Genomic DNA, 15,444 nt, shown 5'->3' with positions numbered 1-15,444 from the left:
TTTCCATTACTTAACTTCCAATGAACCATCATTCAATAAGTTATTTTTTAATAATTCCTGAAAAATTACATCTTTTTTACTATTTCCTTTTTTTAACGGATAATATTCTTTAGCATAAAAAATCATTTGAAGATGTAATTTTTTCCAATTTTTTTTTTTGAAAATACGTTTAGCATCTTTTTCCGTTTCTTGAATATTTTTTCCATTACTTAACTTCCAATGAAACATCATTCGATGAATATGAGTATCTACAGGAAATACAGTAGGATAATTTGATACATGAGATAAAAAAACAGAAGCAGCTTTATGTCCTATTCCTGGTAAAGACTTTAATTCTAAAATATTATGAGGGATCATGTTATTATATTTATTCATTAATCTAAGAGATAGTTCATAAATATTTTTAGATTTTTTATTATGAAGTCCTAAATCTTTTATAAAATTTTTTATTTCCTGAATGGAAAGAGAAATAGTATCTTTAGGAGTTTTAATTATTTGAAATAAATATTTTGTTATTTCATTAACTTTTTTTTCTCTACTTCTTGTAGATAGTAGAATCGCAATCAGTAAAGTGTACTCATTAGTATAATATAAAGAACTAATAGGATTAGGATATAAAGAATCTAATATATTTTCAATAATTTTTATTTTTTTTTTGTGTTGTAATTTGTTATTCATTGAATGAACACTTTTATATCGTTATTTTTTTTATTTTTCTTTAAAAATATTTTATCTCCTTTTTTTAGTTTTCCACTAATTATACATTCTGATATAGGATTTTTTATAAATTTTTCAATAATTCTTTTTAAAGGACGGACCCCATATTCATTATCAAATCCTTTTTTTTGGATAAAATATTTTACCTTATCAGATAGAGTTAATTTGTATCCTAAACTAAACATGTGCAATATGATTTTTTCTAATTCTATGTTAGTAATTTTAGATATATCTTTTTTTGTTAAGGAATTAAAAATAATAATGTCGTCTATTCTATTTAAAAATTCAGGATAAAAAGTTCTTTTTAATGCTTTTTCTAACACGTTTCTTACATAATAATTATTTGATTGTCTATATTTAGTATAAAATCCTATTCCTTTTCCAAATTCTTTTAATTGCTGTGTTCCCGTATTTGACGTAAAAATGATTACGGTATTTTTGAAATTTATTTTTCTTCCAATACTGTCTGTTACACATCCATAATCCAGTATTTGCAACAATATATTGAATACTTCATGATGAGCTTTTTCTATTTCATCTAATAAAATTACCGAATAAGGTTTACGACGTATAATTTCTGTTAACTGTCCCCCTTCTTCATAACCAACATAACCTGGAGGAGCTCCTATTAATCTAGAAACAGAAAATTTTTCCATATATTCACTCATGTCTATTCGTATTAATGATTCTTCTGAATCAAATAATTCTTTTGCAAATATTTTTGCTAAATATGTTTTTCCAACCCCTGGTTGTCCTAAGAAAATAAAAGATCCTATAGGAGAATTAGGATCTTTTAATCCAGTTCTATTTCTTTGAACAGCTTTTACTATTTTTTCTACTGCTTTATCCTGTCCCACTATTTTATCTTTTAATACATTTACCATATTATTCAGTTTTTTCATTTCAGCTTGTGCTATTCTGTTAACTGGAACTCCGCTCATCATAGATACTACTTCTTCAACATTATTTTCGGATACAATTTCTTTATTTTCCTTAGAAGATTCTTCCCATTTTCTCTGAGCTTTTATTAATTGTTTTTCTATACGTTTTTCTGTATCACGTAAACGTGCTGCTTCTTCATATTTTTGACTTTTAACAACTTTAGATTTTTCTTTACGAATACTTTCTATTTCTTTTTCTAAAAAAACTATTTCTTGTGGAACTTTTATGTTTTTTATATGAACACGAGATCCGGATTCATCTAATGCATCAATTGCTTTATCTGGTAAAAAACGATCTACAATGTATCGAACAGTAAGATTTACACAAGCTTTTATTGCTTCTTCTGTATAAATAACATTATGATGAGTTTCATATTTTCCTTTTATTTTTTTTAGAATTTCTATAGTTTCTTCTTCAGAAGAAGCTTGTACTATTATTTTTTGAAATCTTCTTTCTAAGGCTCCATCTTTTTCTATATATTGTCTGTATTCGTTTAATGTCGTAGCACCTATGCATTGAATATTACCTCTTGCTAAAGCAGGTTTGAATATATTAGAAGCATCTAATGATCCTGTAGTTCCTCCTGCTCCAATCATAGTGTGAATTTCATCTATAAAAAGAATCAATCCTGCATTTTTTTCTGATTCATTTATAATAGATTTCATTCTTTCTTCAAATTGACCTCTATATTTAGTTCCAGCTACCAAACTAGCCAAATCTAATACAACTACTCTTTTATTATATAATACTCTAGAAACCTTTTTTTGTACAATACGTAAAGCTAATCCTTCAGCAATAGCTGATTTTCCAACTCCTGGTTCTCCTATGAGTAAAGGATTATTTTTTTTTCTTCTACTCAGTATTTGAGATAGTCTTTCTACTTCTTGATCTCTACCTACTACAGGATCTAATTTTCCTTCCATAGCTATGGCATTTAGATCTCTTCCGAAATTATCTAAAACAGGAGTTTTGCTTCTTCTAATGGAGGATCTTCCATAATAATAACTAGAACCTGTACTCCCTCCAGATCCACCAGATCCATAAGAAGAAGTAGAACTATCATTTTCAATATCTTCATCGGAATAAGTAGAAGAGAAAAAAAATTTTTTTCTACTGTTTGACGAATAATGATAAATCATAAATTAAAATCATTAAAAATGTTTATAAAGAAGATAAAATATCTCTTTCATTTCTACAAATGAAAAATATTATATATAATAGGTTTTTTTTATTTTTGTGTTTTGGAATGTTATGTGGAAGAAGATATTTTTAAATCTAATCGTTCTATTAAAGTTTCTATTAATTTATTTTTTTGATATAAAAAATTGAATGTTTCTATTGGATGTTTTTTTGATTTTGTTTTTATAATTTCCCATTCTAAATGTGGATTATTTAATTTTTGTTTTAAGTATTTTACAAAATGTGTTTGAATTAATAAAAAATATTGGCTATCTAACTTATAAGGAATCATAAAAAATATTTTATTCTTTATGATATGGAATTTGATTTCGCTTTTCAAAAAGTCTAGATAAATTCCGTTTATTTTTTCAGAAAATTTTTGTATAAAATTTATCCAATTTTTTTGCAAGAAATGAATCTGTTCATTTTTCTCACAAATAAAAAATTCTTTATTGTTTTCTATCTTCATTAGTTTATTTTGATGATGATGATTTTTATCAAGAGAAAAAAAATATACTAATTGAATGAAATATATTTCTATCGTTAATCTAGAATGAAATTTGTTTTCTAAAGAAAAAAATATATTCAAAGCATTTATTAAGAATAAATAAGACGTTTTTTTTGATTGTTCAATATAATATTCTATTATTTTTTTTTCGAATTTTAAAATGGAAATTGTTTCAATATTTTTAGATAAAAATAAATTTTTTAAATGTTTAATAAATCCTATAATAAAATCATAAAAATTAATTTTTTCTTGAGATATTTTGTCCAATAAAATGAATATTTTATACATTTTTTCATTTAAAATATGATCTATAATTTGAAAATAAAATTTTGCATCAATGATTCCTAATTTTTTCATAATCATATTTTTGGATATAACATTTCTATTATTATTTAATAATCTATCAAATATAAAAATAGCTTTACCAATAGATCCTCCGGAATATTTGGAAAGGAGAAATAAAGATTCGTTTTCTATGGAAATATGTTCTTGTTCAGCAATCATTTTTAAATAAAAAAAAATTTCTTTCGTAGAAATACTTTGAAAATAAAATATTTGACAACGTGATAAAAGTATTTCTGGTATTTTTTTTTCTTCTGTTCCACAAAAAATAAATAATATATGTGTATGTTTTTCTTCTATAAATTTTAATAAATAATTAAAATGCTTGGAAGAAAACATATTTAACTCTCTTATAATAAGAATATTATATTTTCCTTTTTTAGGAAAAAAACGAGATTGATTAATAATTTTACAAAAATCGATCAAAGAAGTATGATGAAAGATCCCATTAATTTCGAATATATTTGAAAAATTTTTTAATTCTGAATCTGAAAAAGAATTTAATTCTTTTGCTAAAAGATGTGCACATGTATTTTTTCCAACCCCTTTTGGTCCAAAAAAAAATAAAAATCTAGATAATTTATTTTTTTGTATAGCTTTTCTTAAACTTATAATAATTTCTTTTTGTCCTATTATTTCTTTCCATTTTACAGGTCTATATTTATCAGATAACATAATGTGATCAAAAAACACATGATTCATAATTAATTATTGAAAATAAACATTTATATGATCTGCAAAATTTCTTTAATCTTATCAGCTGCTTCTTTCAAGGTATCAGTAGAATAAATAGGTAATGCACTATTTTCAAGCATTTTTTTTGCTTTTTCTTTGTTTGTTCCTTGCAAACGAACGACTACCGGTAGTTTATTAATATCTCTATCGTTTTTATTATAGTAGGAATTAATTATTCCTTCTGCTACCATATCACAACGTACTATTCCTCCAAATATATTTATTAATATTGTTTGAACAGATCTATCTTTTAATATAAGAGAAAAAGCTTTTTCTACACGTTTTTTATCTGCAGAACCTCCTATATCTAGAAAGTTAGATGGTTTTCCACCACAAGATTGAATCATATCCATAGTAGCCATAGCTAATCCAGCTCCATTTACCATGCATCCTACATTTCCTTCCAATTTAAGAAAATTCAATTTTTCTTTAATAGCTTCTTTTTCAATAGGATTAATATCATCATCTTGATGACTTAAAATAGCATACTTTTGGTGTCTAAATAAAGCATTATCATCTAATATAATTTTTATATCTACTGGTATAATTTCTTTTTTTAATGTTATAATTAAAGGATTTATTTCTAATAATAAAGCATCATAAGTTGTATAAGCTTTATAAATAGAAACTAAAAATTTACTAAAATTTTTTAAGGATTCATCATATATTCCTAAATTAAAACCAATTTTTCTAGTTTGAAATAATTGAATTCCTAATATTGGATCTATTACTTCCGTATATATTTTATGCGGTTTTTTTTTTGAAAGATCTTCTATATGAACTCCTCCTTCTTTAGAATAAATTATTATATTTTTTTCTATATCACGATTTAATAATATGGATAAATAATATTCTCTAGGAGATTTGTATTCAGGAAAATAAATATCTTCAGATAATAATATTTTTCTAACTAATTTTCCTTTTTTAGAAGTTTGCGGAGTTATAAGAAATTTTCCTAAAATTTTTTTAGATTTTTCATAAACTTCATCTATAGTTTTTGCTATTTGAATCCCACCAGATTTTCCTCTACCACCAGCATGTATTTGAGCTTTAATAACTAAAGATTTTTTTCTAGTTTTTTGAAAAAGTATTTTTGCTACTTGTACAGCTTCTTCTGGAGAAGAAGCTATTCCTCCACTAGGTATTTGAATGGAAAAAGAACTTAATATTTCTCGCCCTTGGTATTCATATAAATTCATTGAAAAAAATAGTTTTATTTATCAGTAAATTTAAACTAAAATTCGTTTATTTTTTAAACGTTTTTTTTATTTAGTTTTTTCATAATACATAGAATTTTTTTTTAATTTAAGGGGATATGATTCATGCTGAAAATATTTATAAATCTTTTGGAAAAGACGAAATCCTAAAAGGAGTAGATTTATTGGTAAAAAAAGGAAATATAGTCTGTATTTTAGGAGAATCTGGAACAGGAAAAAGTACTATGTTACACATACTAGGAACGTTGGAAAAACCTACTTTTAAAGAAAAAGTCAAAACTATTTTGAAAATAAATAAAGAAGAGGTATTATATTTATCAGACGATAAACTATCAATGATAAGAAATAAAATAATAGGTTTTATTTTTCAAACACCTCAATTATTTTCTGAATTTACTATATTAGAAAATATTTGTTTACCTGCTTTTATTAGTAAAAATGATAAAAAATATAATATAAAAAAAAAAGCTGAAATTTTATTAAAAGAATTAAATATTTTCAAATATGCAGATTATAAACCGGAAGAATTATCTGGAGGACAAAAACAGAGAGTAGCTGTAGCAAGAGCTTTAATTAATAATCCTAAAATAATTTTTGCAGATGAACCTTCTGGAAATCTGGATTCTAAAAATGCAGAAGAATTACATAACTTATTTTCATTTCTTAGAAATGAATTTAGACAAACTTTTTTAATTGTTACTCATAATCTACAATTAGCAGATAGAGCAGATGAAAAATTCGAAATAAAAAATGGAATGATAAAAAAAATTAAATAAAATGTTTTATGTTATTAACAAATAAACTTTCTATTAAACACATTATTAAAAAACCTGTTGATGGAAATGAAAATGATCTATTTTTAATGATCCATGGATATGGAAGTAATGAGAAAGATCTTTTTTCTTTTCAAGAAGATCTACCAAAAAATTTTTTCATAATTAGCCTTCAAGGATTTTATTCTATGGGTAAAGAAAAATATTCTTGGTATGATATTGATTTTTCCAATAAAGAAAAATTTATTAATATTTCGCAAGCTAGAAAAGTTGTTCAACAAATATCTTTTTTTATAGATGAGGCTATCGAAGAATATAAATTAGAAAAAAATAAAGTATGGTTATGTGGTTTTAGTCAAGGAGCGATCCTTAGCTACGCTATTGCTTTAAAAAAACCCAATAAAATAAAAAAAGTAATTGCTCTAAGTGGATATTTAGAAAAAAATATTTTACCAGAAAAAATAAATTCCAACATTTATTCTGATTTAGAATTTTTTATATCTCATGGAAAATATGATACAATTATTCCTATAGATATGGTAAAAAGAGGGTTAAAATTTCTTCAAAAGTATAGAATCCTTTCTTTACATTATAAAGAATATGAATCTGGACATACTTTAAATAAATTAAATTATATAGATCTTATGAATTGGATAAAAAATAAACAAATATATTAATTATGAGTAAATCTTATAAAATCACATTATTTTTTTTAATTTTATTATCATCTACTTTTTTCTTTTTTCATGAAAATTATTTATGTGGATGTCTTTTAGTTTTATTTAGTTTTATTCCTATATTTTTTATTTTTAAAAATGAATTTTTATTGTTAGCTTTTTTTAAAATACGAAAAAAAGATATGAAAGGACTAAAAAAATATTTAAAATACATTAGAAATCCTGAAACACAACTTACTAAAAATCAGATAGCTTATTATTATTTTTTAAATGGAATTTTATATTCTGAAGAAGACATATTTCAATCAGAAAATTATATGCAAAAAGCTTTAGATTTTGGACTAAAATTTAAACAAAATATAGCTATTGCTAAATTAAATTTAGCAATAGCATCCTTATCAAAAGGAGATAAAAAAAAAGCCGAATTTCTTTTGTTAGAAGCAAAAAAAACTGATATTTTTGGATTGTTGCATGATCAAATTCAAATCATAAAAATACAAATGAAAAAAATGAATATTGGAAAAAATAGACAGAATCCTTTTATAAGATCATAAACAAATAATCCATAATCCTTTATTTACGTATCCTCCTTCATTATATTTATGGTATTGATACTTGCTTACTAATCCTAAAAAAGTTTTTTTATCTATTATTTCAAATAGGTTATTATTTTCAACAAGTTTATTTAGAATATCAAGAGTTAAATCAAATCCAATCAATTGATATTTGTTTAAATGATTTCCTAATTTTTTTTTTAAGAAATGAAACATATTTATTTTTTTATTATCATTTCTATTAAAATGATATTTTGTAGTGAATACAAATTTATATTTTTTTAAAAATGATATTTTTTTATAATAAATATCATGAAATCCTATCCCAAAAGGAATTATTTTTTTATTTTTTTGAATAAATTCAACAAATTTTTTTCCTAAAAAAGAATCTCCTCCCAAGAAAACAACAAAAAAAGGAATATTTTTTACGATAAAATTTGAATGACAAAAATTTTTTTTCAAATGAAAAATTTTAAAATCAAGATCCCATAATTTTTTTTTTATAAAATTTACAATTCTTTTAGATGGATCTTTTCCAAGTAGATATAAAATATTTATTTTATCTTTTTTATAAATAATTCTTATTTTTTCTAAAATAGGTTCTACAAGACAAGTATCTTTTGTTTCAGCTTGTATTACATTAGTATATGAATTTAAAGAATCAGAAGATGTAAATGGAGAAATAATAGGTATTTTTTTATTTTTTTGAGCAACTTCTTCCAAAGAAGAACGAAAAAAAGGACCTATAATAGCATGAATATTAGAAAAATTGTATGAATGTATAAAATTTTTTATTCTGATCTTTTCATTTTTAGTATCAAATACTTGAATATAAACTTTTTCTTTTCTTTTTAAAAGAAAAAAATCCGAAGCAGCTTTAGCCCCGATATAAAAAGAAAAAGCACGATTCCCCAATTCATTGTTTCTGTTATAAATTTCTCCTTCTTTTGAAATAGAATTCAAAAATAAAGGTAACATAAAAATTATATTAATAGATTTTTTTTCATAATTTTTTATAAAAAGATGATTTTTTATATTATCATTGTTCATCCCTTTAGATAAAACAAAAAAAGAAAAAAAAATGAATAAAATTTTTCTCATATCAAAAAAATTTTTTTTCTAATTTTATAATTCTAATATTTTAGAAATATTTTTTTCAGATCCCTCCATCAAAAATTTTATCGGATTTTCTATAGATTCTTTTACAGATACTAAAAATCCAACGGATTCTCTTCCGTCAATAATTCTATGATCATAAGATAAAGCTAAATACATCATAGGACATATTTTAATCGAATTATCAATCACTATAGGTCTTTCCATTATCTTATGCATTCCTAAAATAGCACTTTGTGGTGGATTTATAATTGGAGTAGATAACATAGAGCCAAAAACTCCTCCATTAGTAATAGTAAAAGTTCCTCCTGTCATTTCATCTATAGATATACTTCCATTATGAACACGTGTAGATAATTTGTTTATTTCTTGTTCAATTCCACGAAATGATAAATGTTCTACATTTCTAATAATAGGGACCATTAACCCTTTAGGGCCAGATATAGCAATACTAATATCATAATATTCAAAATTAATTTTTTCTTCTCCACTAATCATAGCATTTACATCTGGATATTGTTGTAAAGCTCTAACACAAGAAAGTATAAAAAAAGACATAAAACCTAAATGTACTCCATGTTTTTTTTTAAATGTTTCTTTGTATTTGTTTCTGATAAGAAAAATTTCTTGCATATTAACTTCATTAAATGTAGTAAGACTTGCTGTTTTATTTTTTATAGAAACTAATCTTTCAGAAATCCTTCTTCTTATAGAAGAAAGAACTGTTATTGTTTTGGGTCTATATATAGTAGAATTGGGGTTCCTCATAGATATATTTTTAATACAATCGGATTTGGTAATTCTTCCATGTTTTCCTGTTCCTTGAATGGATTCAATAGAAATATTCTTTTCTTTTAAAATTTTTTTTGAAGCTGGAGAAGGAATTTTAATATTTTTATAATTTTCTTTTTCTTCATTATTATCATTTTTATCCTCTTTTTCTTTTACTTCAGTAACTTTATTTTCTTTTTTAGAAGTGTCTATAATACATAATATATCTCCAACTCGTATTTTTTCTCCTTTTTTTTTCATTAAGGTTATGACTCCATTTTCTTCTGCAGAAATTTCCAAAGTAGCTTTATCTGAATCTATTTCCGCTATTATTTGACCTTTAAAAACGTAATCTCCATTTTTAACAATCCATGTAGATACCTCTACTTCTGTAATTGATTCTCCTGGAGAAGGGACTTTTACCTCTATTATCATAATATTTATTTAATAAATTTAATTCAAATTAAAAAAAAGATTTTTCTAATATTTCATTTTGAATTTTTAAAAAATTTAGATAAGATCCTGTAGATGGGCTTGAACTTTCAGATGGAGCAATTAATCTGAATGATATAATATTTCCTAATTTTCTTAAAATAAAACTCCATAACCCCATATTTTCTGGTTCTTCTTGTACCCAAAAAATTTCCCTTTTATTTTTATACTTATCCAATAAATATTTAACTTTTTCTATTTTTAATGGATAAATTTGTTCTATACGTATTAATGCTGTATTTTCGTTTTTAATAGTTTTTTTTTTGTGAAGTAATTCATAATATATCTTTCCTGAACAAAAAATTAATCTAGTAACTTCATCACTATTTATAGTGGAAATATCATCCAATATTTCTTGAAAACATCCTTGAGAAAGATCTTTGATTGTAGATACACATTTTGTATTTCTAAGTAAACTTTTAGGAGTAAAAACTATAAGAGGTTTACGGTACTTCAATTTCATCTGTCTTCTTAAAAGATGATAAAAATTAGCTGGAGTAGTACAATTAACTACAAATAAATTATTATTTGCACAAAGTTGTAAATAACGTTCTATACGTGCTGAAGAATGTTCAGGGCCTTGTCCTTCATATCCATGAGGCAATAATAATACAATTCCATTACTAATTTTCCATTTATTTTCACTTGAAGAAACGTATTGATCTATTATAATTTGTGCCCCATTTCCAAAATCTCCAAATTGAGCCTCCCATAAAGTTAAAACATAAGGAGAATACATAGAATATCCATAATCGAAACCTAAAACCCCATATTCCGATAAAGGAGAATTGTATATTTGAATTTTTCCTTTTCCTATATGATTTAGAAGAGTTATTTCTTCTTCTTTTTCTTCTGTTTTTACAATAATATGTCTTTGAGAAAAAGTTCCTCTAGCTACATCTTCTCCTGATAAACGAATACAAATTCCTTCATATAAAAGAGTTCCATAAGCTAATAATTCCGCCATACTCCAATCTACTAATTTTTTAGAAATCATTTTTAGTCTTTGTTGAAAAAGAGATTCCGTTTTTCGAAAGAATTTTTTTTCTTTTGGAAGAGTAAAAATTATATTAGATATGTTTATAATTTTATCGATTGGAAATTTTGTATCTACTTCTTGAAAAATTTCTTTATTGCTACATGTTATAGGAAAATTTTTCCATTCTTCTTCCAAAAAAGAGTTTAATACATTCCATTTAATATTTTTCGCTTCATCATATCCTCCATGAAGAATATTTTCATATTCTTTTTCCATACATACTATATCTTTTTTATTGATAATTCCTTCTTCTTCTAATTTATTTTTATATAAATTATAAGAATTTGTATGTTGAGAAATAACTTTGTATAAGGAAGGTTGAGTAAATCTAGGTTCATCTCCTTCATTATGTCCATATTTTCTATATCCAAGTAAATCTATAAAAATATCTTCATGATAACGCATTCTAAAATCTACAGAAAAATGAATGGATCGAATAACAGATTCTACATCATCTGCATTAACATGTAAAACTGGAGCAAGTACTACTTTCGCTATATCTGTACAATATATACTAGAACGTCCTTCTGTGTAATTTGTAGTGAATCCTATTTGATTATTAATTACAATATGAATAGTTCCTCCAGTTTGATATCCTTTTAACTTAGATAGTTGAATTACTTCATATACGATTCCTTGACCGGATAAGGCAGCATCTCCATGAATTAAAATAGGAATTATTTTTTCAGAATTACTATTCTGATTATAAATGGTATCTATTTTTGCACGTGTAATTCCTTCTACAATAGCATTTACGGATTCTAAATGGGAGGGGTTAGGTACTAAATTCATTCTGATATATCTACCTAGACTCGTTCTTCTTATTTTAGAAAATCCTAAATGATATTTTACATCTCCAGAAAAAGTTTTTTCTTTATATTCTTTTCCTTGAAATTCACTAAATATTTGAGAATAATCTTTTTTAAAAAAGTTAGAAAGAAGATTTAAACGACCTCTATGCGACATTCCAATTATAATATCTTCTGTTAAATATTTATTGGAAGAGTATTCTATCATTTCTTCTAAAGCAGGTAAAGTTGATTCATTTCCTTCTATAGAAAATCTTTTTTGACCTACGAATTTAGTATGAACGAATTTTTCAAAAGCTATAGCTTCATTTAATTTTTTCAAAAAAAATTTCTTTTTATCCGAAGAAAATTGTTGTAATTTATTCTTTTGAAACCATTTTTCTATCCATTGAATTTTTCTAGGATTTTCGATATATATGTATTCAATCCCTATAGATCCACAATAAATATTTTTTAAATGGTGAATTATATTTCTTAACGAATTTTTTCCAATTCCAATTAATTTTCCAGATTCAAAATAAGTATCTAATTGTTTTTCAGATAATCCAAAATTTATTAAATCTAAGGATGGAAAATATTTTTTTCTTTCTCGTATAGGATTTGTTTTTGTGAAAAAATGTCCTCTTTTTCTATAAGCACAAATTAGATTATATACTAAAAATTCTGTATGTATATTTTCGAAATTTTTTTCATGAAATTCTAAATTTTCATATTTTTTTTGATTTTCTCCAAAATCAAATCCAAGAAAAAAATCGCTCCAACTGGAGTCTATTGAATTAGGATCATTCTTATACTTATTGTATAGAAATTCTATATCTTTAAAAGAATTTAGAAAAGAATACCTATCACTCATACACTATTTTTTATTTTCAAATTTAAACATTTTAAAAATCTATCAAATTATTTTTCATTAAACGATTTTTTATGTTTATTATATCTTTTAAAACTAAATTTAAACCATCAATATTAGATCCTATTGCTGTAGAAAAAAATGATTTTCCCCAATATTTCCCACATATATAAGAAGCCATAGGACGTATGATTTCATTAGCATGAATATTTTTATTGTTGATAACCGAATTTGAAATAGATATAAAAATAACTGCTTTTCCACTTTTTTTAAATCCTGTAATAAGGAATAAATCAGAGATTTCATTCCTTAAATCAAGAACTATTTTTTTTATAATATTTATATCCAATTCTATTTCTTGTGATGAATCGATATCACATATATATTTAATAGAAGATGTAAGTTGAATAGATTTCAAAAAATACTTTTTTTTAAATGTTTTTATCTTATATGAATAAATTTTGGATATTTCTTGTTTTAATTTTTTATTAGAATTTTGTAATAAAAAAAAACTTTTTATCGGAGATTCTGGATTATTCATCGCTTTTTTTATAGATAAATATTGATTTTCAATAGATTTTAAATATAAAATAGCTTTTTTTGAAGTAATAGCTTTAATTCTCCGTATTCCATAAGAAATGGAAGACTCCGATATAATTTTAAAAACATGAATTAATCCAGTATGTTTAACATGTGTTCCAATACACAATTCAGAAGATTTATCAAAAGTAATTACTCGTACTACTTGCTTATTATCTTCAAACGTTTCACTATGAAAAAAAGAAGATACTTTTCTAGCTTCTTCCAAAGAAGAATATCTTTTTTCTTCCAAATAAATATCGGAAAAAATTAATTCTTGAACTAAGTTATCAATATTATGTAATTCTTCCGTAGTTATTTTTTTATAATGAGAAAAATCAAATCTGAGATAATCATCTCCTATATAAGAACCTTTCTGTTGGATATGATTTCCTAGAATTTGTTTTAATGCAAAATACAATAAATGAGTAGAAGTATGATTTTTTTCAATTTCTTTTCTTCTATTTTCATTTATTATAGCTTTAAAAGAATGAAAAACAGACGAAGGTAATTTTCTAACAGAATGTATAATTACGGAATTTTCTTTTTTAGTATTAAAAATAAAAATATCATCAAAATTATTCCTAATATGACCTGTATCTCCTAACTGCCCTCCACCTTCAGGATAAAAAGGTGTTTTAGAAAAAACTAATTCATAATAATGAGTTTTATCTAATTTATTTTCTACTTTTCTATATTTCAATATCAAAACATCATTACATTCCATTACATTATATCCTACGAAATTATTTTCATAAAATTGATGATCATGAACTTTTATCCAATCTGTTTTTACAATTGAATCCATTTTTTTTCTAGATCTTTCTTTTTGTTCTGATAATTTTTTTTGAAATAATTTATTATCAATTAATAAATTATTTTTTTCAACTAACATTTTAGATAATTCTATAGGAAATCCATAAGTATCATATAGTTGAAAAATTATTTTTCCATCAATAATATTTTCATTTTTCTTTTTAGTTTTTGTAATAATATGTTTTATTTTTTGACTTCCTTTTTCAATAACTCTAAAAAAAGAAATTTCTTCTTCCTGAATAATATTTTGTATATATTGTTTATTTTTTTCTAAATCTGGAAAAATATCTTTCATTACTATAATTAAAGAATCTACAAGTTGATAAATAAAAGGGATTGTCTGAGAAAAAAAACGATTAGCATAAATCACGGCTCTTCTTAATATTTTTCTTATTACATAACCAGCTCCATTATTGGATGGTAATTGTCCATCAGAAATAGAAAAAACAAGGGCTCTTAAATGGTCTGCTATAATTTTAATAGATATATTTTGATGAATATCTTTTTCATTAATATTTCCAAAATATGATTTTATATCTTGAATAATAGAATAAAAAAGGTCAGTTTCATAACTAGAAAATTTTTCTTGCAATACCATAGTTAATCTCTCTAATCCCATTCCTGTATCTACATGTTTTATAGGAAGGATTTCTAATGTTCCATCGAATTTTCGAAAAAATTCTATAAAAACGAGATTCCAAATCTCTATAACATTAGGATGATTCTTGTTAATAAGATATTTCCCAGATAATATTTTTTTATCTTTCTCATTACGTAAATCTATATGTATTTCAGTACAAGGCCCACAAGGACCTGTAGCCCCCATCTCCCAAAAATTTTCTTTTTTTCCAAAAAAAAGTATATGATTTTCATCCATTAAATTTTTCCAATATTTGAAAGATTCCTTATCCATGGATAAGGAATCTTTTTTATCTCCAATAAAAATAGATACATAAATATTTTTTTTTGGAATTTTATATACTTTTACCAATAATTCCCAAGTCCATTCTATTATTTCTTTTCTAGAATAATCTCCAAAAGACCAATTACCCAACATTTCAAACATAGTATGATGATAATTATCATATCCAACATTTTCTAAATCATTATGTTTTCCAGTAACTCTAAGACATTTTTGTATATTTACTATTCTTGAATATTTTGGTTTTACATATCCTAAAAAATAATCTTTAAAAGGATTCATTCCAGCATTAACAAATAATAATGTAGGATCATTTTTGGAATAAATAGGAAAAGAAGAAATTATTCTATGTTTTTTTTCTTTAAAAAAACTTAGAAAAGTCTTTCTTATCAATTTAGATTTCATA

The 15,444-nt window shown here is 23.8% G+C and carries 11 protein-coding genes; 3 read left to right on the top strand and 8 right to left on the bottom strand.

The genetic code is table 11. The features are described 5' to 3' along the window. Positions 1-6: 6 nt before the first annotated feature. The 4 genes from H0H63_RS00265 to sucC form a co-directional block, all read right to left on the bottom strand. Positions 7-678 carry an endonuclease III domain-containing protein gene (locus H0H63_RS00265; protein ID WP_185858569.1) on the bottom strand — a complete coding sequence of 224 codons (672 nt, stop codon included), beginning with the start codon at positions 676-678 and terminating at the stop codon, positions 7-9. After that, positions 675-2,798, bottom strand: coding sequence for an ATP-dependent Clp protease ATP-binding subunit (locus H0H63_RS00260; RefSeq protein ID WP_185858568.1), 2,124 nt, complete (start codon positions 2,796-2,798; stop codon positions 675-677). Before H0H63_RS00260 ends, H0H63_RS00265 begins: the two co-directional genes overlap by 4 nt. A 110-nt stretch (positions 2,799-2,908) precedes the next feature. Beyond that, complete coding sequence (locus H0H63_RS00255) at positions 2,909-4,390, bottom strand: AAA family ATPase (RefSeq protein ID WP_185858567.1); 1,482 nt, start codon at positions 4,388-4,390, stop codon at positions 2,909-2,911. Positions 4,391-4,413: 23 nt separating this feature from the next. After that, on the bottom strand, positions 4,414-5,622 hold the full coding sequence (gene sucC, locus H0H63_RS00250) for an ADP-forming succinate--CoA ligase subunit beta (RefSeq protein ID WP_185858566.1): 1,209 nt from the start codon (positions 5,620-5,622) through the stop codon (positions 4,414-4,416). Positions 5,623-5,738: 116 nt separating this feature from the next. Here sucC and H0H63_RS00245 point away from each other — a divergent pair, with 116 nt between their 5' ends. Genes H0H63_RS00245 through H0H63_RS00235 form a run of 3 tightly spaced genes read left to right on the top strand, consistent with a single transcriptional unit; the run spans position 5,739 to position 7,644 of the window. After that, positions 5,739-6,416, top strand: coding sequence for an ABC transporter ATP-binding protein (locus tag H0H63_RS00245; RefSeq protein ID WP_185858565.1), 678 nt, complete (start codon positions 5,739-5,741; stop codon positions 6,414-6,416). 8 nt (positions 6,417-6,424) lie between these two features. Further along, positions 6,425-7,090: an alpha/beta hydrolase gene (locus tag H0H63_RS00240; RefSeq protein WP_185858564.1), complete on the top strand. Its 666-nt coding sequence runs from the start codon at positions 6,425-6,427 to the stop codon at positions 7,088-7,090. A gap of 2 nt (positions 7,091-7,092) precedes the next feature. Then, positions 7,093-7,644, top strand: a complete 552-nt coding sequence (locus H0H63_RS00235; RefSeq protein ID WP_185858563.1) for a hypothetical protein — start codon at positions 7,093-7,095, stop codon at positions 7,642-7,644. Here H0H63_RS00235 and H0H63_RS00230 read toward each other — a convergent pair. Genes H0H63_RS00230 through alaS form a run of 4 tightly spaced genes read right to left on the bottom strand, consistent with a single transcriptional unit; the run spans position 7,639 to position 15,443 of the window. Next, positions 7,639-8,745 carry a type 1 periplasmic-binding domain-containing protein gene (locus H0H63_RS00230; protein WP_185858562.1) on the bottom strand — a complete coding sequence of 369 codons (1,107 nt, stop codon included), beginning with the start codon at positions 8,743-8,745 and terminating at the stop codon, positions 7,639-7,641. The genes H0H63_RS00235 and H0H63_RS00230 overlap by 6 nt on opposite strands. Before the next feature lie 24 nt (positions 8,746-8,769). Further along, entirely contained in the window at positions 8,770-9,966 is a 1,197-nt protein-coding gene (gene odhB / locus H0H63_RS00225; protein ID WP_185858561.1) for a 2-oxoglutarate dehydrogenase complex dihydrolipoyllysine-residue succinyltransferase, read from the bottom strand. A 28-nt stretch (positions 9,967-9,994) separates the two neighbouring features. Further along, positions 9,995-12,724 carry a 2-oxoglutarate dehydrogenase E1 component gene (locus H0H63_RS00220; RefSeq protein ID WP_185858560.1) on the bottom strand — a complete coding sequence of 910 codons (2,730 nt, stop codon included), beginning with the start codon at positions 12,722-12,724 and terminating at the stop codon, positions 9,995-9,997. A 31-nt stretch (positions 12,725-12,755) separates the two neighbouring features. Next, a complete protein-coding gene (gene alaS / locus H0H63_RS00215) occupies positions 12,756-15,443 on the bottom strand; it encodes an alanine--tRNA ligase (protein ID WP_185858559.1) in 2,688 nt (895 codons plus the stop codon). Between the last annotated feature and the right edge of the window lies 1 nt (position 15,444).

Origin of the sequence: Blattabacterium cuenoti, from assembly GCF_014251655.1 — a bacterium.
Classification (GTDB): Bacteria; Bacteroidota; Bacteroidia; order Flavobacteriales; family Blattabacteriaceae; genus Blattabacterium; species Blattabacterium cuenoti_I.
Note: the sequence above shows the minus strand (reverse complement) of the source record. Positions and strands in the feature narration are given on the sequence as shown.